We start from the raw sequence: 19,479 nt of genomic DNA on the forward strand, positions 1-19,479 counted from the left end.
AATTCTAATTTCAATTCTCATTCATTGAAATTAGATTAATGTATTTTAATAATTTTAACATTTTCCAAGTATTAGCATAACCATGATCTAAAAAAATTTGTTGTTGAAAGTTATCTGGAACTAGCTATCTTCTTCACTCCCAATGTAATAAAACAACTTACTCTCCACACTATTCTCCAACATCAAATTCATATGCACGACCGGAATTGTTTTATTGTTCTTATCTTGCATCGTCGATTGCTCCACTGCGTTTTTATCTGGTGTGGCTTTCCCCAAGTAGTAAAAATCGCCGCCTTCATCGTTATCTTTCTTTATAAAGAGATGCAGATCGATATTGTTTTGTTCGGAATTAATAATCGTTTGGACTTCTGGTGACAGCAACGTACGATTGCTGCGGGTCGACCATTTGAAAATTTCCTGGTTGATGAATTCTTCGTTATAGGCGACGCTCGATTCCACTTCGTCGTGCTTGTGGTAGGTTACAAAGATTGGACATGTGCCGTGTTTCGTTTTATAACCATACATTGTTGAGCTTTCATCGTTATGCCAATTTAATAAGCGACAGGCATCTTTTCGCGTGTATTTCTTATACAATGTCATCGGCTCTTCGCATGTATATTGCTTATTTAATTCGAAAGAACTCACAATAAGATCCAGAACCATCCCTTTAAATGCAGGATTCGACTCCAAGCGATTTTCCAACTGCTCATGCAATCTAAAATTACTTTCTCCGTCTGTGACGACTAAGGGCTTTTCACCATATTTCTTCTGCGAACCAATATTGTAAAAGCTCAAATCCAAAATCCGTTGGACGGATGCCAATGTTTCATTATCTATATAACAATCATTCTCTTTTAAGCATTCTTTATATTCTTCTAGAGATACAACTGGCTGCTTCATCAATAAATCGAGCAACAAAATTTCATGCTTCCTCTTGCCATTCAGAATCTCGAGCGACAGCATCGTGATCACTTGTTCTTCGTAAACCGAGAGCATCGGATCTATTTCTTTTAGCTTCAATAAGAAACGATAGTAATTTTGGTATTTCTGCACGATGACTAATGGATCAATCGAATTGTGATGGATAAAGTCCTGAAGTTGCGGGACATGGCCAATTCGGTTTTTCAGTTCGATATAGGCATCTCGCAATAATTTCATATCCGTTAAGTTGCTGCGTTTAATTGCACTAAAAACGCGGTTTTTCGCAATCGCTTCAAAGTTCACCGTTGAAATCCCTTTGATATAGCTCGTGTCTTTCATGCGTCGTCGGATATTGTCCTTATTTTGCGAGCGGTCCCCGGACAATGCTACAGGAATGAGGTAATTGTTCTTGTAGTTTCCGATAAAATCGATGATCGTTACAAATTCTTTTGAATTATGTTTGCGCAAGCCGCGGCCTAATTGTTGGATAAAGATGATGCTCGATTGTGTCTGGCGCAGCATGACTACTTGGTTGACGCTTGGAATATCAATTCCCTCATTAAAGATATCGACCGTTAAAATATAGTCGAGCTGCTCGCTTTCCAATAATTCCACTTGGCGCAGTCGCTCTTCCTGGGAATGATCGCCTGTTAATGCCGTCGTGCGCAACCCTCTTTTATTGAACTCCATCGAAAGCTGTAAGGCTTCGTCTTTCCGGCTGCAAAACATCAAGCCGCGAACTTTATTGCCGGAATGGCCATAATAAAGGATTTTATCCAGGATGTGATCGACGCGTTCGTTAGTCACGAGTTTCGCAAAAGCCGTCGCTTCGTCGATCACGCCTTCTTCGTATTCAACATCCGTCACGCCGTAATAATGGAACGGGCACAGCATGTCTTCTTCCATTGCTTCCTGTAACCGAATTTCATACGCGATATTGTAATCGAAGAGCTCATATATATTAAAATCGTCGGTTCGCTCTGGTGTTGCCGTCATACCCATTAAGAATTTCGGTTTGAAATACTCAATTACTTTTAAGTAGGATTTCGCTCCGGCTTTATGAACTTCGTCGATCAAAATATAGTCAAACGCTTCTGGATTCAATTGCTGCAGCGTTGAATCTTTAGAAATGGTTTGAATGGTCGCAAATAAATAGCGGGCATCGGTTTGTCGACTGGATCCGGACAGGATGCCGAAATCTTTTTCCATGCCACCTAGGATCCGCATGAAATCCGATTTGGCTTTTTGCAAGATTTGTTCTCTATGTACGATAAATAACATGCGTTTTGGCGCAACGCTTCTCACATCAAACGCTGATAAATAAGTTTTTCCTGTTCCAGTAGCCGACACCACTAAGCCTTTATTATGTCCCGCTTCGCGCACCGCTTGAATTTCCCTTAACGCCACTTGCTGCATTTTATTGGGCTTGATCTCCAGCGCTTCTTCGATCGCGTTCCGCTGATAAGCTTCCGGAAGTTCCGCAACCTTACTTGCTTCTCTTCTAAAATCCGTAGGCACATATGTCTTTTCGTATTCTTCAATCCACTCAGGTGTCAGCGCTTGTGACTCCGCCCATACTTCTTCAAATTGATTGTTAAAATGATGGACCAGATCCCCGTTTTCATGGGAACTCAACTTCACATTCCATTCGTAATTCACTTTTAGCGCTTGGGCCGTCAAATTCGAACTCCCGACGATCAAAGTTTGATGCGTCTTGTGAGAAAAAATATACCCCTTTGAATGGAAGCCTTTCATTCCCGACAAACGCACTTCCACATTCGTCAGCTTTAATAACTCTTTAAATACTTTGGGTTGATTGAAATTCAAAAAAGTCGAAGTCAGAATCCGCCCTTTAATTCCTTTTTGATGCAAATCAAGAAAATGCGATTTCAACGTAGCCAAACCACTTTCCGTGATAAATGCCACCGAAAAGATAAACGACTCGCAATGATCCAGCTCTTCTACAAGCGAATTCAACACATTCTCATTTGTCTTGGCATTATTGATCAACAACATCGGCTTGTACCGCTCGCTGCTGGATTTATTCTGATCAATAAAGCCTTTGTATAGAGAATCCTCTAGGTTCTGCAAAAAGTTCATGGTTCTCCCGCCCATCATTTTCTAATAAGGTAGCTGCTCTTTGTTCCGCGCTAACTTTTCAATTGCCGGTATATCTGCTGGCGCCCATTCGAGCTGCTCTAATTCCTCTGGTTTCAGCCATTCAATTGCGACATGTTCAGTTAACACTGGTGTCCCTTTTAATAGCCGACAGTAATATGTCGTGAGGTGCACAATGCCAAAATCATATTCATAGACCGTGTGCTCAACCTGATCCCCAATTTCAATTTCACAATGCATTTCTTCTTGGATTTCGCGTTGTAAAGCCATTTGTGGCGATTCGTCTTGCTCGATCTTGCCACCTGGAAACTCCCAAAGTCCCGGCAACGCTTTTTCAAAACCTCGTTGTGCACAAAGAATTTTTCCGTTAAGGGTGATGACTGCTCCTACTACGTGGATGTTTTTCTTCATGATGGCCTCCGATACTATTCAAACAATATATATGAGTTTCTTCTATTATAACTGGTGTTGGAAGAAATACATTGAAGAATCTAAATTTTCCCAAACGAATATTTATTACATCCCGAAGTTTATCATTAGAATTTTTTGCTTTGAGATCATGTTTGTTTCTTTCAGAATTATTTTAGATAAAAGATAACGGAACTTATAGCGTGTCCCTCCGATAAAAAACTTCGACTTTACTAGGCACTTTGATATAATTAGAATATTACCAATTTATAGGAAATGAGGAGATATAATGTCAGATCGTGTAAAATCGAGAGGAGTAAACAAGACCGTTTTAAAGCAGGATTTAGGATTAAACCAGCTATCAAATACTAGTATTTTTATGAAAGATCGTGTGTTTGTTTTGTCCCCTTCTATGCAGAATGCTCATAATTGGTTTGATTTGAGAAAAATTAATATTGACCGATTTAATGAGAACATCACAAAAGGCTTTTTACTCATCCGTTTTTTTGACAAGTTTTTATTGACTGATCTCTCCCTATTTAAAAAACACATGATGCCCGAAGAACGATTCGTATACACAAAATCTATAGGTGATCATTGGAAATTCAACATCATCCAACAAGGAAGCAATTATTTGATTGTTAATCAGCAAGATCGGACAAAGAAATATAAGATTGAAGAAGTATCATTGGAGAGACTACGCCAACTGATATAAAGATTTATTGCAAGACCAATTACATAGCTCTTTTAAAAACCAGAGTTCCAGAGAAACTTTCCTAGGAAACCTGTTTTTTAAGAATATATACCATAGATTTTCAACATGAAATTGATATACCCTATTTAATAGGGTATAATAACAGTAGTACATATCAAAAAACGCCGAGGTATCCATGAAAAGAACATTTGTGTACGTAGAGAATTTTGATCAAAAGTGGAAGCAACTTGGACTAGGTGCCGCTGAACAACGTGAACTGGAACTTCAATTACTGATGGATCCGATTTTAGGAGCTGTAATTCCCGGTACGAGTGGTCTTAGAAAGATGCGTTTTTCTCCAGAAAGCGAGAAGAAGGGAAAAAGTGGAGCTTACAGAATAATCTATTTGGACATTCAGACTTCTTCGCATACGATTTTGCTTTTGATTTACGCAAAAAATCAGCAAGCGACGTTGAAGCCCGATCAAAAGAAAATCCTAAAACAATTCGTAGATCAGTTAAAGAGTTTGTATACTTCTGAAAGGATGGATGGAAAATGAATGAGAATCAATTTTTTGATGAACTGAAAACCAGCTTAGGCCAAGCCATTGATTTTGCAGAAGGCAACCCATCAAAAGTCAGAACCAAAACCGTGTCGATTAAAGAATTGGCCACTTTTTCTGCACAAGACATCAAAAGTCTGCGTCTGCAGATGAACTTAACGCAAAAGTCATTTGCAGCTCTTATCGGGGTCTCTGTCAAAACAATTGAATCATGGGAACACGGCACCAACCAGCCGAGCGGTGCAGCACGGCGATTACTAGAAATCTTGAGTAATCAACCTCACGTAGCAGAAGAACAGCAAATTATCTCTGTCTAAATCAATAATCATGTAGTCAACCAATTCAACAGAAAAAGACTGTCGGTTTTTAGTTAAGGTGGGACGCCCCACTAAACAACCGGCAGTCTTTTATTGTTCTATGACTCATTCCTCCCCCACCACATACCTCAACAAATCCCCAAAAATAATCTTGTCCGACAGCTTCAGCTCTTCCCTCACCGTTTCCAGATAAGGCTCACAGTGCTGAACGTCCAGCGCTTCTCCGCTTTCCTTGCTGTAACAGACATTGTTTTTGTAGATGTAATCCTCCGAGACAAAGCTGCCGTCCCGGAAAATGACGGGGTGGTCGCTGTCCCGGGTGAACAGGTTATGGCCGAACGAATAGCGGGTTTCGGTCTTGATGCCCATCAGATGGAGGAGCGTCGGGCGGATGTCGATTGCGCCGCCCGGGGTCGAGATGGTTTCGCCTTCCTGGCCCGGGATGTGGATGATCAGCGGCAGCTGCCTTTGCTTCATCCCGCTCGCCGGCGTCGCTTCCTTATTCAATAACTCATTCAGGCCATCTTCGTATTTTTCGGAAATGCCGTAATGGTCACCGGCCAGGACAAAGATCGTGTCTTCGTACATGCCTTCTTCTTTTAAGGTGTCGAAGAATCTTTCGAGCGACTCGTCCAGGTAGCGGACGGTCGTTACGTAGCGGTTGACGACGTCTTCCTGCGTCTCGGCCTCGTCGATGAACACATCTTCTTCTTCCAGCAGGAACGGGAAATGATTCGTCAGCGTCAGGAATTTCGCGTAATACGGCTCCGGCAGGTTTTTCATGAACGCTGCCGACTGCTTAAAGAACGGAATGTCCTTCAAGCCGTAGTTGACCGAGTTGTTTTCCGTTACTTTATAATCTTCTTTTGAAAAATAGCGGTCGTAGCCGAGTGTCTCGTACATGACATCGCGGTTCCAGAACGTGTCGACATTGCCGTGGAAAGTGGCCGCGTAATAATCGTTTTCTTCCTTTAATATATGCGGAAGGCTGTGGAACGTATTGTCCGGCCGCCTCACAAATACAGAACCGCTCGGCAGCGGATAGAGGCTCGTATCCATCATGAATTCCGCATCGGACGTCTTGCCCTGCGCCGTCTGGTCATAGATTTGATTGAAATAAAAGCTGTCCTGGATCAACCTATTCAGGAACGGCGTCACTTCTTCGCCGTTCACTTCCTTATTGATGACGAAATCCTGGGTGGACTCGAGACTGATCAGCACAATGTTTTTGCCTTTCGCCACACCGAACAGCTCCGTCCGTCCCGGATTGGTCTGCTGCAGGTATTCGATGGATTCAACCGCTTCCGCCTCCGAAATCGTGAGCCGCTGCAGCGGGGCGCCCAACCCTAACGCAATGTCATACACATGATAATTCAGAGGGCCTAATGACTTCACCACTTGTTCCCGGTCATAGGAATCGGAAAACAGATGGACGGATTGGATCAACCCCAGGCTGACGGCCAGCACAAGCATTGCAGCACCGAATGCCAGGTATTCCTTCTTTATTCCTTTTTGGACCTTGAACTCGGCCTTCGATTTGAAAAGCAGCCAGCCGACCACGAATAGATCGATAAACAGCAGCACGTCCCACCAACTCATCAATTCGACGGTGCTGGCGCTGAGGCCGCCGACATTGGCGAATTGAAAAAGAACGGGTGCTGAGACAAAGTCGTTGTAGAAGCGGTAATACAAGAGGTCACCGTAAAGGACGCCAGTTCCCGCCACCAGTAACCCAAACAATACGTAAGGGTTTACTTTCCTGCCGAAATAAAAGCTGAAGCCCATCACAAGCACCAATGAACCGATGGAACCTGTCAGGATGAGCACAACGTCAAAAGGCGACTGGATGCTGAGATTGAAGCCGGCGAAGCAGACGATGACCGTCTTGAGCCATAGGATTCCCGTAATCAGCCCAGTCAGCCCGATGCCGGGTGAGTTTTTAAAGCGTTCTGTTAATCGTTTCATATCAAACCAGCTCAGCTTTCCGGCGCATCGTTTTTCGGAGAACAGCCAGTGCGCTCTCGAAATCCGCCAATGTCAGCTCGCCCATCAAGGCAAACTGGATCCAGTTGCGGTCCAGCAGGTAATCACTTTCGTAACTTGTGATGATTCCTTCTTCTTTCAGCTTGTTCCCGATTTCGTTCGAGGAAATAACAGCCGGAATCGGAATCGTCAGGATGCCGGGTGAATAGCTGTCGTCTCCTAGAACGGTGAAGCCGGCATCCGCCAGCAAGCGCCTTGCCGCGTTTCCAATACGTGTTTTATTGCCAAAATCGATTCTTTTCAACGCTTCATGCAACGCGTAAACGAGATTCGACGAATGGGTATAGGGAATGCTGCCGGCCACCGCATACTGCCCCAAATCCAGATAGCGCGGGATAGATGGGTCCGGCACAACCGGCTCCCGGTGGAATACAACGGCCAGGCCCGGGTAAGAAGCCAGCCCTTTGCCGCTTACGGTGCTCGCCAAATGGACTTCACGTAAGTCAACAGGAACGATGCCGACGGAACTGCAGGCATCGACGCATAATTTGATGCCGCGCTTCTTCGTCAGCTCCGTGAGACTCTCTAAATCGTAAAGATAGCCTGTGGACGTTTCGCAGTGCACCGTCCAAAGCCAGGTGATGTCCTTATTCACTTTGAGCAGAGCTTCGACTTCCTCAAGCGGAATGTTGCCGTTCCACGGCTTCTCCAGCGTATCGAACTGCAGGCCAAGCCTTACTGCGTGATCGATCAGCCGGTAGCCGAACTCCCCGTTCGCGAGGATCAGCCCTCTCCCCGGCAGCTTTTTGATCTGCGCAGCCACGAGGTCATTCGCCAGCGTCCCCGTCCCCACTGCAATCTGGGCATGCCGGGCGTTCACAAGCGCGCAAAGTTTTTCACGGACGATTTTCATTTCTTCAATAAAATCGAGCGAGCGGTGCGAAATGGCTCCCTGCCTGAATGCCTCTTCGACCTCACTGTGGATCGCCACCGGGCCCGGCAGGAAATTCAGCTGTTTCGCCGGTCTCTTCCTTTGCATCATTTTTGCAAAGGCGATGGACGTCGTTTCAAATTTCTCTTTCGTCAGGTACATCGGCTGGAACATGGCGCCTTCTTTGCCGACCATTTCGCCGAACGGTTCAAAACCGATCCGCCTGTACAGCTTGATTTGGCGGTCGGTGCCTGAAATCAGCGCCATATCAAAATGCGATTCCAGGCAATAGCCCACCAGCTCATTCACGAGCTGATAAAAAACCAGCGTTCTCCTGTAACTCTTTTTCACGGACAGCAGCCGGACTTCGCACGGCTTCGCACCGCTCGGTAAATACCGGTCCAGATCGTCCAGTTTCTGGTCAAGCGAAAACGGACGGTTGATGCGCAGTGCAATCATGCCGACCACTTCTTCCCCGTCTTTTGCAATGATGTAGATGTTTTCCTGATCGAATTTATCGACCAGCCGCCTGTCCTGGTTCTGCTGATGCTGCGGAATTTCTTCGACAAACGTTTCGTAGTTCAGCTCATGGATCTGGTTGAGTTCGTCCGGTTCCGACGCTATCTTATAGACTAACTTAGTCTGTTCCATTTTTTGCCCTCCTCCCGCGAAAATGGATGGGAATTAAAGAATATGTATTTTTCCATTTACTTTCCTCTATGTAATTGTACCAGTACTGACCGGAATTTTTACTATCAGCCACTCTTTTTGTCAGATAATTATCATTGTTTTAAAAATCCCCAATATATTGATTATCTACTATAAGAATAACGATTCGAAAAAGGGAAAGTTTCAAAGATGGGGCATTTTTCCACAGCAGCTTTTATTGCAGAAATCTCTTCAGATACCAAAATAGATGATGACAATAAAAAACTAAATATTCCCAGACAAAATTTCATCATCACCCAACATTTTCCTTCCGATTCCTGTTATATTTAGAGATGGAAACTGGCACAATTGAGCTGGAAGATTGATACCAATATACATAAAGGATGTAAGAAATGAAAAAAAACATGAGCTATTTGCTGCTGCTTTTATTGGCCATCTTCATGGTGGGCTGCGGCACTGCAGAGGAAGCAAAGACAGACACAGAATCAGACGTGGAGACGGCGGTGCAGGAAGAAACGCCGGCTGAAACAGAAGAAGCCGCCGAAGAAGAAGCACGCCTGGCAGCTGAAAAAGAAGCAGAAGAGAAAGCGGCTGCTGAGAAGGAAGCGAAAGAAAAAGAAGAACAGGAACGTCTGGCGCAGGAGAAAGCGGCCGAAGAGGAAGCTGCCGCACAGGCAAAAACTGAATTGTTCGCAGGATACAAACTGATCGAAGTGGACGGCGGCGATTTGTCCGGACACCGTGAAGCCAATGTTGTCGTTGACATCGGATTCGGCGACCGTGAATACTGGGCCTTTACGAACGAGCACGGGCAATTGGTGCGCGTTGTGGCTGCTGAAATTATTCTGCAGGACGATGACAACGAACCGGTCACATCGGAGGGCAGATACTATTCTGACGAAGCAAAAGTTCCCGGCGTTGAAAGTGATATTTTAGATGAAGGCCATGTCATCGCCGATTCACTCGGAGGCGTGGCGAACGCCTATAACATCACGCCGCAGGAGAGCACGCTCAACCGCCACGGTGACCAGGCTTATATGGAAAAAGTAATCCGTGATGCAGGCGGCGCAACGAATTTTGAAGCCATCATCACCTATCCGGATACGAAAACGCACGTCCCTTCAAGCTACAAGTACAGCTATACCGTAATGGGCAACGAAGTCGTTGATGAATTCGCCAACGGAAACCCGGACGAAATCAACGCATCCCTCGGTCTGACGGGCGGCGGATCTTCGGGCTCAGGCACTTCAGCAACAACGCCTGCCCCTCCCGCTTCAGCCCCTGCAGCCGCTGGCGGTGACGTGTCCGCTGTCGACACGGACGGCAACGGTCAGGTGACGATCAAGGAAGCAAAAGCTGCAGGTTTCAGCATGCCGATCTACAGCGATCACTGGCTGTATCCGTATATGGATGACCGGAATAATAATGGGATGGTTGGGGAATGAGAATTCCGACTTTGAAATGAAATTAAAGAATGGAAGTGGAGACGGCGATGCTTTGGCATTGCCGTTTTTGTTTGTATCGTTCTTTTATTGCTTAATGCAGATAACTACCATGGTAAACAGGTTAAAACTTAGTTTGCAATTCTCTCACTATGTATTATTAGATTGATTATATTTAAAATGGCGGTAACTGCAAACAGAACTATTGAAACAAACGCGAAAGCCCCCATCGTGTCCATAAGAGAAGACCAATCCTCAATCTTTACTAGATGATGGATATATAAAATCACGAAAGCCAGCGACATGGCACAAGCACTGAGACTTATAATTGAACGCGTGATCCAATGATTATGCTTTTCGTAACGTCCAAAATTTACAACAGGAAATATCCAAGCAGCCAGTCCAAATACAAGGCTGCCAAAACTGAGCCAAACAGAATCCATTTCTAATCCCCCTTTCACTTTTATTTTCTAAATTCATATTAGCTATTCTATCCATTAAATGAATAATAAGTATGAGTATTCCGTTAACTCTGACGACCTGCATGCCTCGAAAGTTCCTTAAACTCTAATACAGCCATTTATATAACACTTTTTTGAAAGCCTATGTATAGTGCCCATTACCAATTACATAGGAGGGATTTTATGAAAATGTGCAAAGTATGCCGAAAGAAGCCGCGGCTTGAGCGGCGTGTGGACAGCGCGGGCAATGTGTTTTGTTCGGACGACTGTTTTGAGAAAATCGAAGGCGGGCCCGATGACTTCAGCCATCCCTATATCGATGATTACGAGATGCTGCGGAGTTCCTATATTGACTGGATGCAGAATTACGAGGATGATCTGCACAAAAGCGTCTATTTCGGTTACCCGAAGAAGTGCGATCTGCTGGAGTGGCTGGATGAGACGATGGATCCGTATTGGGGTTATTACGGGCTTGCCGGCAGTGATGGGGTGTTCTCTGCGGAGATTTTCTTCTATATAAAGGAGCTGCTTGGGTTACAGGAAACGGTGCGTGGGTGGGAGATGGATGATCGGAGGTATGGGAGATGGCTGAAAGAGTGGAATGCTCAAAAGTAAATTTGCATGAACTTTTGAAGGACGGAAATTGAAAGAATCAAACTCCAATAAGGTTCCCCTTCTTTAATTGCGATCAAATGTTATGATTACATTAAATATGGCTGCTGTTCTGATTTAGGCGGAGAAAACTTTAATAAAGGAGTTGGAGAAAATGAGTGAAAACAAAGCTGCAGAGATAAAACACTCTTCAAAAGCTGAAGATATCCTCTCTCGGATTGACAGTAAAACGAAGCTGGGCGATTTGCGAAAAATCGCGAAAGAAATTAAAAAAGATCATAATCTGGCGATGGAACTTTGGGCAACCGGAGAGTTTTTGCCCAGGCTATTGGCGATTTTGATCATGGACAAAAAACTGCTTTCACCGGATGTGCTGGATCAGCTTGATAAGGATATGCTGGCCCACCCTTTTGCTGAACGGAATAACTTAATGGATTGGTTAATGGCCAATCAGCTCACCAAAGACAAGAAGACGATTGCCCTCATGGAGTCGTGGGAAAACAGTCCTTCCGCTCTTCAACGGCGGATTTTCTGGTATTACCAGGCGCGATTGAGATGGACCGGCCAGACGCCGCCCGACAACACCGCTTACCTGCTGGATGCAATAGAAGCGAATATTGCACAGGAAGAGCCGGAAGTCCAATGGGCGATGAATTTCACCGCAGGCTGGATAGGCGTTCATGATGAAAAAAATCGCGACCGCTGCATTAAAATCGGTGAGAAAACAGGGCTATATAAAGGCGACATGGTATCAAAAGGATGCACGCCGGACTATTTGCCGGAGTTTATTGCGATTGAAGTGGATAAACGGAAGAATGATTAGTTGGCTTTGGAGAAATTGTTTGGTATATAGATATCGGAGAAGACGGCAGTGCCCAGCAGTGCCGTTCACTTCCTTCTTCGTCTCACCCAGTAATGCCGAAGTCATAATACCCCATCATTTAGTTGAGAACCATATTATACATGAAATACTAAAGCCCGCTTTCTCGATTTTATTATCGAAAGCAGGCTTTTGGGTTTTGATTCAGCAATTTCCAGCTAATTTCTCGCAGCAAATCTCGGATACGCTGATAAATTCAATTTATTTAAAGCGAACAGGATCGGTGGAATAATTAATATTTGAATGATTATGCCGGGTAAAGCTGTTACAAAAGCACCTCCAATAAATACTTCAAAACCATAAGGGATGCCTGCCATCCCAAACAATATTGCACTGGAGATCCCCAAAACTATTCTCCCGCCAATCATGGCGATTAATAGAGAAGGAAGAATTTTGCCCTTTGTTACTTCATAGAAAATACCAGCCAGTAATCCATATGTCGCCAGCTCAGCCATCATGGATATACCAATCGGGAATAAAGGCGGCATTCCTGTTAAGACGAAAGAGAGGAACGGCAGGATAATGCCGCAAACTGCACCATATCTATACCCGCAAATAAAGCCGCAAATCAGTACTGGAATATGCATTGGCAATAAGACCGATCCTACATTTGCAATGGGCAAAAGATGGAGCATTTGCGGAAGAATAATTCCGATGGCAATGCAGATGGATGTATAAACTAGTTTCCTGGTTGTATGATTATTTTTCAATTTGTTTACTCCCTTTCTTAAAAAACCCTTTGCCATTCGTCGTATCGATTATTACATCGCATTGGTTTTCAATACCAGATTCTGAAAAGTATTTTTCTTCCAAAGGAATCCATTTCTGTTGAAATGCCTTTAATCCTTCAACCCCGTTTCTTTCTGCTATACGCGCTGCCTGTACAGCAGAATCCACAGTCATGAAAATTTTCATATCATAAATATCTTTTATTTTATGATATAAACTGTAAGAACCTTCTATTATATAAAGGAATTTCTTCTGTAAATTACGAGGTTCTTCGAAAGAACTGGTTTTACAATCATATGACTGTATGACTATATTTTCCCCGCGATTAAGAGGAACAATTACTTCTTCATCAAATCTTTCATAATGAATATTTTCACCCGGTTGCTGTAAACGTTCCTTTGTCCGCAGCGGTGCTGGCAGAAAGAAGTCATCCATATGTATGATATGACCATCTAATTCTTTGGCAAGAACAGATGCAAAAGTGCTTTTCCCACTCCCGCACCTGCCATCAATCGCCACGATAACCGTTTCCTTAATGAGGAGTTGTTGTTTAATATAGTGAATCAATTCATCTTGAATCTCCACTTGAATCTCCCCCTTATTACTTTTACGGCTGATATACATCCTTATTCACTATATACATCATTTTTCTTCCTTCTAATGCACCTATCAGATCCGTCATGGTAATATCCAGCATTTTTAACCGTGTTTCAATGTTTGCACTACCAATATGCGGTGTAGCCACTACATTTGGCAATGTCAATAATTCATGTGTCGCTTTTATAGGCTCTTCTTCAAATACATCTAAGCCTGCTGCAAAGATTTTATTTTCCTTTAATATTCGATATAAATCCTTTTCGTTCACAACGGGACCTCTTGATACATTTATAAATATAGCTGTTTTTTTCATCATGCTGAATTCCTTATATTCCAGCATATGTCTTGTTTGTTCTGTTAACGGAGCTAGCATTACAACAACATCTGATCGCTTCAGTAATTCTTCAAGGGAACTATATTGTGCCTCAAATCGCTCTTCGCTCTCGTAATTCCTCTTACGATTATGATAGAGAACCTTCATACCCAATCGGTTTGCCATGTCTGCCAGTTCTTTGCCGATACGCCCCATACCAATTATACCTATTACAGATCCCTTAACGCGGTTTCCTGCAAACATAAATGGTCCCCAGGCTTTCCAGTGCCCATTTCGTATAAAATCCATGCTTTCACCGATTCTCCGAGAGCATGTATACATTAATGCGATAGCGTGCTCAGCAACTGCCTCTGAAAGCACATCCGGTGTATGAGCGATTGGAATCCCTTTTTTAGTTGCTATATCAATTGCTATGTTATCATAGCCAACCCCCATTGTTGCTACCGCCTCTAATTTTTTTGCGGCATTAAAAAATTCTTTGTCTAGCTGATCTGCGACATTCGTATAGACAGCTTCTACATCAGCTGCTTTTTCCAAAAACAGCTTGCGGGGCATTGGAATATTTTCTTCTTCCCACATTACAACTTCGTACTTCTCCTCAATATATGGTGCAAGCAATTCTCTTTGAAATGCTCTTGTAAACAATATCTTTTTCATATATTCCTCCCGTGATTAATAATCTTAGCTGAAATATCCATTTGTATAAGCCTATAAAAAAGCTCACTTAGATTTTTTCAACTAAGTGAGTTCAATATGTTTAGAATGCTTCCTCTAATAATGCCAGTAAATTATTTTTTGACAGCGCACGTGGATTATTGCCTGCTAAACGTTTAATTTCTAATGTCTTTTCTGCAATCCCTGATAATTCATCCTGTTTAATCCCAATTTGCGATAACTTTATAGGTAATCCTATACTTTCATTCAATGAAAGTAAGTATTGATATAACCCTTTAATTTTATCGTCCAATGTTAAGTTTTCATTTCCTTTTACAAGTAAGCTATATAGTTGTGCTGTTTTACCAGGATCCATCTTTGCATTAAACTTCACTACGTAAGGTAACAGCAATCCAATAATCTCTCCATGAGGAGATTTTGTTTTCCCGCCGATAGGGTAGGCCAAAGCATGGGCTAGTGCTGTACCGGAATTCGAAAATGAAATACCTGCTAACAGGCTGCCAAGCAGCATATTTTCACGCGCATGAATGTTGCTTCCTTGATGAACAGCAATTTCCAAGTTTTCACTAATGGTTTCAATTGCTTTTAACGCCAATGGCTCGGTCAAAGGAAAGGCCCCTTGAAACGTTACTCTTACCCCTTGCTCAAATGTGTGGAAAGGTTTTGCAGTATACGCTTCAATAGCATGTGCTAATGCATCAATACCTGAACAAGCTGTTACATAAGAAGGTAATCCTAATGTTAAGGTTGGATCAATCAATGCGATTCTCGGCCTCAAATAGCTATCAGATAACCCTACCTTCAGCTCAAGCTCTACATCATTAATTACTGCTACTGTGGTTACTTCAGAGCCTGTCCCCGCTGTTGTTGGAATCGCAATGACAGGAATTACATCTCCCGGTATCAGTTTTTTTCCATCATAATAATCACGTGGTGAGCCGCCATATTTCAGTAACAGGGAAACAATTTTAGCAAAGTCAATTGAGCTACCCCCGCCAAGTCCAATAATTAAGTCGAAACTATTTTGCTCTTTTAGTTTTTCATATGCTGATACAACCGCTTCTAACGTAGGCTCTGGAATAGCTTCATCAAATACAGTTACATTAAATGATCCTTCCTTTAATGGGATTAGGACCTTATTTAATATCGGTGTACTTGCAAGGCCTTTATCTGTAATAACTAAAATATTTTCATAGTTGAAACGCTTTAATACTTCTGGAATTTCTGATACTGCCCCATTCCCAAAAATAATTTGTTGAGGTCCCATAAACTCCCAAACAGTTTTCATGATTCTCCCCCTTCAAATTATGTAGCATGTATATTAATTAACTTTAAATCAGTCATTTCTTCGATAACGTATTTTGGACCTTCTTTTCCAAGGCCGCTGTCTTTTACGCCGCCATATGGCAGGATATCTACTCGATAAGTAGAAGTTTCATTAATATTTACTCCGCCTACTTGCAGTTTTTTCGCTGCCAGCATTGCTACTGATAGATTCTCGGTAAATATACCAGCCTGTAAGCCGAACCTGGAATTATTAGCATTTTTTATCGCTTCATCAATTGTTTTGTAAGGAATAATGGTAATTACCGGAGCAAAAACTTCCTCACAAACAACTTTCATCGTATTGTTGGCGTTCGTGATAACAGTAGGTGAAAAAAGAGATCCGTTTCTTTTCTCCCCTGCTACAATAGTCGCTCCCTCTTTTACAGCCGCTTCAATCCACTCTTCTGTACGAATGGCTTCGCCTTCATTGATCATTGGCCCGATATCAGTATCCTCTTCCAAAGGGTCACCGACTTTAATCGTATCCACGATTTTTTTAGCCAATTCTAAACTCTGTTCATATAAATCTTCATGCACAAAAAGACGTTGAACCGAAATACATGCCTGGCCTGCATTTGAAAAGCCTCTTCGAATACAGGCATCCATTGCATAGTTAAAATCTTTCACATCATGATGAATAATGTTTGGTGAGTTGCTTCCAAGTTCCAGTACCACATGACGAATACCGGAATTATTCTTCAAAAATTGGCCCACCTCCGGACTTCCTGTAAAAGTATAGAAATCAATGCGGGAATCTTTTACTAATTGCTGGCCGATTACACTGCCTTTACCATTTACAATATTTAAAAACCCTGCAGGTAAGCCTGCTTCGAGTAAAGCTTCTCCAATAAGTGCAGCAGAAATCGGCGTTGCTTGTGCCGGTTTCAATACGATTGTATTGCCCGCAGCAATAGCAGGCGCAATTTTATGACAGGTTAAATTGAATGGAAAATTAAACGGGGTAATTGCACAAATTACTCCTTTTGGAACCCGGATACTAAATGATAATTTACCATCATTTCCCGGTTGCCCTTCAATCGGCATTCCTTCTCCAACAATACGCTTTGCTTCCTCTGCTGACGCAATAAATGTTTGAATGCCCCGATCCACTTCCTGACGTGCTTCCTTAATTGGTTTGCCCACCTCTTGAGCTATAGCTAAGCTAATTTCCTCTTTACGACGTGCAAATACCTCTGCTGTTTTCATTAGAATTTCATAGCGCTGGATGATGGGCAACGTTCCATTTTCAAATGTTTCTTTTGCAATGGTGATAGCTTCATCAATAATTTTTTCATCAGCATAAGCCACTTTTGCGAAAACTTTTTTACTGTATTTATTTTGAACGTCAAAAGTTTTTTCACTTAAACGCCATTCGCCATTCAACAGGTTACCTACTTCTTTTACAGTTCCAATTACTATTGTCATATCATTCACCTCTTAATCTAATGGATAGCTATTATCCAAAAATTCCCCATACGTCAGTTGTTCTAAAATCTCATATTGCTTCTTTCCTTGCATCTCTAAGAGTACTTTCTCAGAGACATACATTTCTTCCAAGTTTAATGTATTCGCTATTTGAATTAACTTCAAGTCAGCCAGTTCTTTCTTTTTCAATAGCTGAAGGCTTATTTTTAATGCTTCACGAACATCTTTTAAAACCATTGGAATATAAGCTCTCTTTAAAAAAGTTGTGGTAATTGTATTTTCATTCATTTTTTTAAAATTGATTTTATGAAACAATTTTTCTGTAACAAAATCAGCAAGACCTACGCCTAGCGCATTTCCATGGGACGATTCAGATAAATCGTCCACAATGATAAATTCAATTTCAGGTCTTACGGGATCTGGCTGATTTTTTATATTGATTCGGCCAATGACGTTTGTATCCATTCCTGTTCCACTGAAGTTTTTTCCTATTTCATTAATTACTAAAATATCAATTTCATCAACTGGCAGCTTCGGAAGATTGTCATTTGCTATTTCCAGTAACTTAGGTTCCATCGAAATAATTTCATGCGTGTGAATAGCCTTAACAACACTAGTATGATCATAAGCATCTTCAACAATTGCAAGACCAAACAAAATAATTCCAGAATCAAATACAATTTCGGCAGTATCTCGAATATGATTCCGTAAGCCTTCTACACCGAAAGAATGCATTGTCCTGGCCATGGCATGGTTCCCTAAACCGATTGTAGACATTTTACTTAAACCACTTTCATAAATCGCTGTGAAATCAGTGTGTTTTTTTATACGATTGATAACTATTACGCCATCACTTTCATAACCGATTTTATCTGTATAAACAGGCACACCATTTTTTGTTTCACCAAGCTTTACTACTTCCATTGATGAAAGAATCGGCACCCCGCAGCTTACTTCTGTAATTCCTAAGCTTTCCAGCACTTCTGTTTGCCCTTCTGCCGTTGCACCGCCATGACTTCCCATGGAAGGAATAATAAAAGGGTTCGCACCCTTTTCTTTTAAAAAGTTGATAACCGTCACAACGATTAGCTTTAAATTATGAATCCCTCTGCTTCCCACAGTTAAGCCGATTCTTTTTCCACTTAAATTTACATCAGAGAAATTCAACGTCGCTAGTTCAGATAAAATTTCTTCTTTCAGATTTGGTATTGATTTTTCCGGAAAAATATTTTTTATCTTATAAATTTTTAAATCGTTAATCTCTTGATATGGAGACTCTATCATTTTTCCTTCAGTCTCTTCATTAATTCGTCTGTAAAATCTGTTGTTCCATATTTCCCGCCCAAGTCAGGAGTTTTAATGCCATCCACCAACAAGTCTTCTACTGTACTTAAGAGCATAGAAGCAAGTTCTGTATGACCAAGGTGGTCCAGCATCAGTTTGGCCGTCCACAATTGTCCAATCGGATTGGCAATATTTCTTCCAGCAATATCTGGTGCCGATCCGTGAACCGGCTCAAACATGGATGGATATTTTCCATTTACATTGATATTGGCAGCTGGTGCTATTCCTATACTGCCCATGATGGCCGCACCAATATCCGTCAGTATATCTCCAAACAAGTTACTTGCCACTATGACATCAAATGATTCTGGTTTTGTCACGAAGTAGGCACTTAACGCATCAATATGAATTAGTTCTGTCTCCATACCTTCATGTTTTGCTGTTACTTCAGTAAATACCTTATTCCAAAACGGCATGCTGTAAAATAATCCATTCGATTTAGTTGCACTTGTTAATTTATTTCCCCGATTTTTCGCTAACTCAGAGGCATAACTTATTACATGCTCTGTAGCTTTACGGGTAAAGACATTGGTTTGAATGGCGATTTCATCCTCATCTCGATGAATCGACCCGCCGACTTGACTGTATTCTCCCTCGCTATTTTCACGTACGACGACAAAGTCGAATGGGGCATCGCTTCTAAGAGGGGACTGAATGCCTTTTAAGCTTTTGACTGGACGCAAGTTAACCACCTGCTGAAATTCACGTCGAATATTAATAAGTGCTCCCCACAAAGCAATATGGTCCGGAACACGCTTGGGATCACCAATCGCCCCTAAAAAAATGGCATCATGATTTCTCAATTGATCGTAGCCGTCATCCGGCATCATTTTTCCATACTCCATATAATAATCACAGTTCCATGGATAAATTGTCTTCTCAAACTCAATTCCTCCATGAATATCTGCCAATAAATCCAACACATTTAAACTTGCCGGCACAACTTCTTTCCCGATACCATCACCTGGCAAAACGGCTAAATTAATCTTTCCCACTCTAAATCTCCACCTTCTAGTTAGTTATATATATCAAACAGCTATTTAAGTTGAAC

Annotated in this window: 18 protein-coding genes; 6 read left to right on the forward strand and 12 right to left on the reverse strand. The window is 42.2% G+C overall.

What is annotated here, in order from left to right; genetic code table 11:
• Window positions 1–120: 120 nt before the first annotated feature.
• Entirely contained in the window at window positions 121–3,021 is a 2,901-nt protein-coding gene (locus tag KW93_RS08180) for a DUF3427 domain-containing protein (protein WP_033542508.1), read from the reverse strand.
• Between the two features lie 21 nt (window positions 3,022–3,042).
• Window positions 3,043–3,450, reverse strand: coding sequence for a (deoxy)nucleoside triphosphate pyrophosphohydrolase (locus KW93_RS08185; protein WP_033542509.1), 408 nt, complete (start codon window positions 3,448–3,450; stop codon window positions 3,043–3,045).
• A gap of 286 nt (window positions 3,451–3,736) precedes the next feature.
• On the opposite strand from KW93_RS08185, the gene KW93_RS08195 reads away from it, so the two are divergent.
• The 3 genes from KW93_RS08195 (at window position 3,737) to nadS (ending at window position 5,020) form a co-directional block, all read left to right on the forward strand.
• The gene (locus KW93_RS08195; RefSeq protein WP_033542511.1) at window positions 3,737–4,162 is read left to right on the forward strand and encodes a hypothetical protein; all 426 of its coding nucleotides are present in this window, start codon (window positions 3,737–3,739) and stop codon (window positions 4,160–4,162) included.
• Between the two features lie 175 nt (window positions 4,163–4,337).
• On the forward strand, window positions 4,338–4,700 hold the full coding sequence (locus tag KW93_RS08200) for a hypothetical protein (protein WP_033542512.1): 363 nt from the start codon (window positions 4,338–4,340) through the stop codon (window positions 4,698–4,700).
• The gene (nadS, locus tag KW93_RS08205; RefSeq protein WP_033542513.1) at window positions 4,697–5,020 is read left to right on the forward strand and encodes a NadS family protein; all 324 of its coding nucleotides are present in this window, start codon (window positions 4,697–4,699) and stop codon (window positions 5,018–5,020) included. The genes KW93_RS08200 and nadS overlap by 4 nt, the downstream gene beginning before the upstream one ends.
• 105 nt (window positions 5,021–5,125) lie before the next feature.
• On the opposite strand, the gene KW93_RS08210 is transcribed toward nadS, so the two are convergent.
• Window positions 5,126–6,985 (reverse strand): LTA synthase family protein, encoded by a 1,860-nt coding sequence (locus tag KW93_RS08210; RefSeq protein ID WP_081986968.1) that lies wholly within the window; start codon window positions 6,983–6,985, stop codon window positions 5,126–5,128.
• Window position 6,986: 1 nt separating this feature from the next.
• A complete protein-coding gene (locus KW93_RS08215) occupies window positions 6,987–8,585 on the reverse strand; it encodes an aminotransferase class V-fold PLP-dependent enzyme (RefSeq protein ID WP_033542514.1) in 1,599 nt (532 codons plus the stop codon).
• Between the two features lie 410 nt (window positions 8,586–8,995).
• Between KW93_RS08215 and KW93_RS08220 the strand changes: the two genes are divergently transcribed.
• Complete coding sequence (locus KW93_RS08220; protein WP_033542515.1) at window positions 8,996–10,048, forward strand: DNA/RNA non-specific endonuclease; 1,053 nt, start codon at window positions 8,996–8,998, stop codon at window positions 10,046–10,048.
• A gap of 128 nt (window positions 10,049–10,176) precedes the next feature.
• On the opposite strand, the gene KW93_RS08225 is transcribed toward KW93_RS08220, so the two are convergent.
• Complete coding sequence (locus tag KW93_RS08225) at window positions 10,177–10,488, reverse strand: hypothetical protein (protein ID WP_033542516.1); 312 nt, start codon at window positions 10,486–10,488, stop codon at window positions 10,177–10,179.
• Between the two features lie 201 nt (window positions 10,489–10,689).
• On the opposite strand from KW93_RS08225, the gene KW93_RS08230 reads away from it, so the two are divergent.
• Entirely contained in the window at window positions 10,690–11,121 is a 432-nt protein-coding gene (locus tag KW93_RS08230; RefSeq protein WP_033542517.1) for a hypothetical protein, read from the forward strand.
• A gap of 151 nt (window positions 11,122–11,272) precedes the next feature.
• Window positions 11,273–11,941 (forward strand): DNA alkylation repair protein, encoded by a 669-nt coding sequence (locus tag KW93_RS08235; RefSeq protein ID WP_033542518.1) that lies wholly within the window; start codon window positions 11,273–11,275, stop codon window positions 11,939–11,941.
• Window positions 11,942–12,156: 215 nt separating this feature from the next.
• On the opposite strand, the gene KW93_RS08240 is transcribed toward KW93_RS08235, so the two are convergent.
• The 7 genes from KW93_RS08240 to KW93_RS08270 form a co-directional block, all read right to left on the reverse strand.
• Window positions 12,157–12,708 (reverse strand): ECF transporter S component, encoded by a 552-nt coding sequence (locus KW93_RS08240; RefSeq protein ID WP_033542519.1) that lies wholly within the window; start codon window positions 12,706–12,708, stop codon window positions 12,157–12,159.
• Window positions 12,698–13,312, reverse strand: a complete 615-nt coding sequence (locus KW93_RS08245) for a uridine kinase family protein (RefSeq protein ID WP_152602438.1) — start codon at window positions 13,310–13,312, stop codon at window positions 12,698–12,700. The genes KW93_RS08240 and KW93_RS08245 overlap by 11 nt, the downstream gene beginning before the upstream one ends.
• Before the next feature lie 22 nt (window positions 13,313–13,334).
• Window positions 13,335–14,315: a 2-hydroxyacid dehydrogenase gene (locus tag KW93_RS08250; RefSeq protein ID WP_033542520.1), complete on the reverse strand. Its 981-nt coding sequence runs from the start codon at window positions 14,313–14,315 to the stop codon at window positions 13,335–13,337.
• 100 nt (window positions 14,316–14,415) lie between these two features.
• A complete protein-coding gene (locus tag KW93_RS08255) occupies window positions 14,416–15,621 on the reverse strand; it encodes an iron-containing alcohol dehydrogenase (protein WP_033542521.1) in 1,206 nt (401 codons plus the stop codon).
• A 17-nt stretch (window positions 15,622–15,638) separates the two neighbouring features.
• Complete coding sequence (locus tag KW93_RS08260; RefSeq protein ID WP_052131525.1) at window positions 15,639–17,084, reverse strand: aldehyde dehydrogenase family protein; 1,446 nt, start codon at window positions 17,082–17,084, stop codon at window positions 15,639–15,641.
• A gap of 12 nt (window positions 17,085–17,096) precedes the next feature.
• Entirely contained in the window at window positions 17,097–18,368 is a 1,272-nt protein-coding gene (locus KW93_RS08265) for a lactate racemase domain-containing protein (RefSeq protein WP_235318389.1), read from the reverse strand.
• On the reverse strand, window positions 18,365–19,423 hold the full coding sequence (locus KW93_RS08270; protein ID WP_033542522.1) for a tartrate dehydrogenase: 1,059 nt from the start codon (window positions 19,421–19,423) through the stop codon (window positions 18,365–18,367). The genes KW93_RS08265 and KW93_RS08270 overlap by 4 nt, the downstream gene beginning before the upstream one ends.
• Between the last annotated feature and the right edge of the window lie 56 nt (window positions 19,424–19,479).

This window comes from Planococcus sp. CAU13 (assembly GCF_000775575.1).
GTDB lineage: Bacteria > Bacillota > Bacilli > Bacillales_A > Planococcaceae > Planococcus.

Bases quoted from the DNA above. Each gene is read 5' to 3' on its own strand.
- KW93_RS08180 (WP_033542508.1), bottom strand. From the start codon at position 3,021: ATGAACTTTTTGCAGAACCTAGAGGATTCTCTATACAAAGGCTTTATT.
- KW93_RS08185 (WP_033542509.1), bottom strand. From the start codon at position 3,450: ATGAAGAAAAACATCCACGTAGTAGGAGCAGTCATCACCCTTAACGGA.
- KW93_RS08195 (WP_033542511.1), top strand. From the start codon at position 3,737: ATGTCAGATCGTGTAAAATCGAGAGGAGTAAACAAGACCGTTTTAAAG.
- KW93_RS08200 (WP_033542512.1), top strand. From the start codon at position 4,338: ATGAAAAGAACATTTGTGTACGTAGAGAATTTTGATCAAAAGTGGAAG.
- nadS (WP_033542513.1), top strand. From the start codon at position 4,697: ATGAATGAGAATCAATTTTTTGATGAACTGAAAACCAGCTTAGGCCAA.
- KW93_RS08210 (WP_081986968.1), bottom strand. From the start codon at position 6,985: ATGAAACGATTAACAGAACGCTTTAAAAACTCACCCGGCATCGGGCTG.
- KW93_RS08215 (WP_033542514.1), bottom strand. From the start codon at position 8,585: ATGGAACAGACTAAGTTAGTCTATAAGATAGCGTCGGAACCGGACGAA.
- KW93_RS08220 (WP_033542515.1), top strand. From the start codon at position 8,996: ATGAAAAAAAACATGAGCTATTTGCTGCTGCTTTTATTGGCCATCTTC.
- KW93_RS08225 (WP_033542516.1), bottom strand. From the start codon at position 10,488: ATGGATTCTGTTTGGCTCAGTTTTGGCAGCCTTGTATTTGGACTGGCT.
- KW93_RS08230 (WP_033542517.1), top strand. From the start codon at position 10,690: ATGAAAATGTGCAAAGTATGCCGAAAGAAGCCGCGGCTTGAGCGGCGT.
- KW93_RS08235 (WP_033542518.1), top strand. From the start codon at position 11,273: ATGAGTGAAAACAAAGCTGCAGAGATAAAACACTCTTCAAAAGCTGAA.
- KW93_RS08250 (WP_033542520.1), bottom strand. From the start codon at position 14,315: ATGAAAAAGATATTGTTTACAAGAGCATTTCAAAGAGAATTGCTTGCA.
- KW93_RS08255 (WP_033542521.1), bottom strand. From the start codon at position 15,621: ATGAAAACTGTTTGGGAGTTTATGGGACCTCAACAAATTATTTTTGGG.
- KW93_RS08260 (WP_052131525.1), bottom strand. From the start codon at position 17,084: ATGACAATAGTAATTGGAACTGTAAAAGAAGTAGGTAACCTGTTGAAT.
- KW93_RS08265 (WP_235318389.1), bottom strand. From the start codon at position 18,368: ATGATAGAGTCTCCATATCAAGAGATTAACGATTTAAAAATTTATAAG.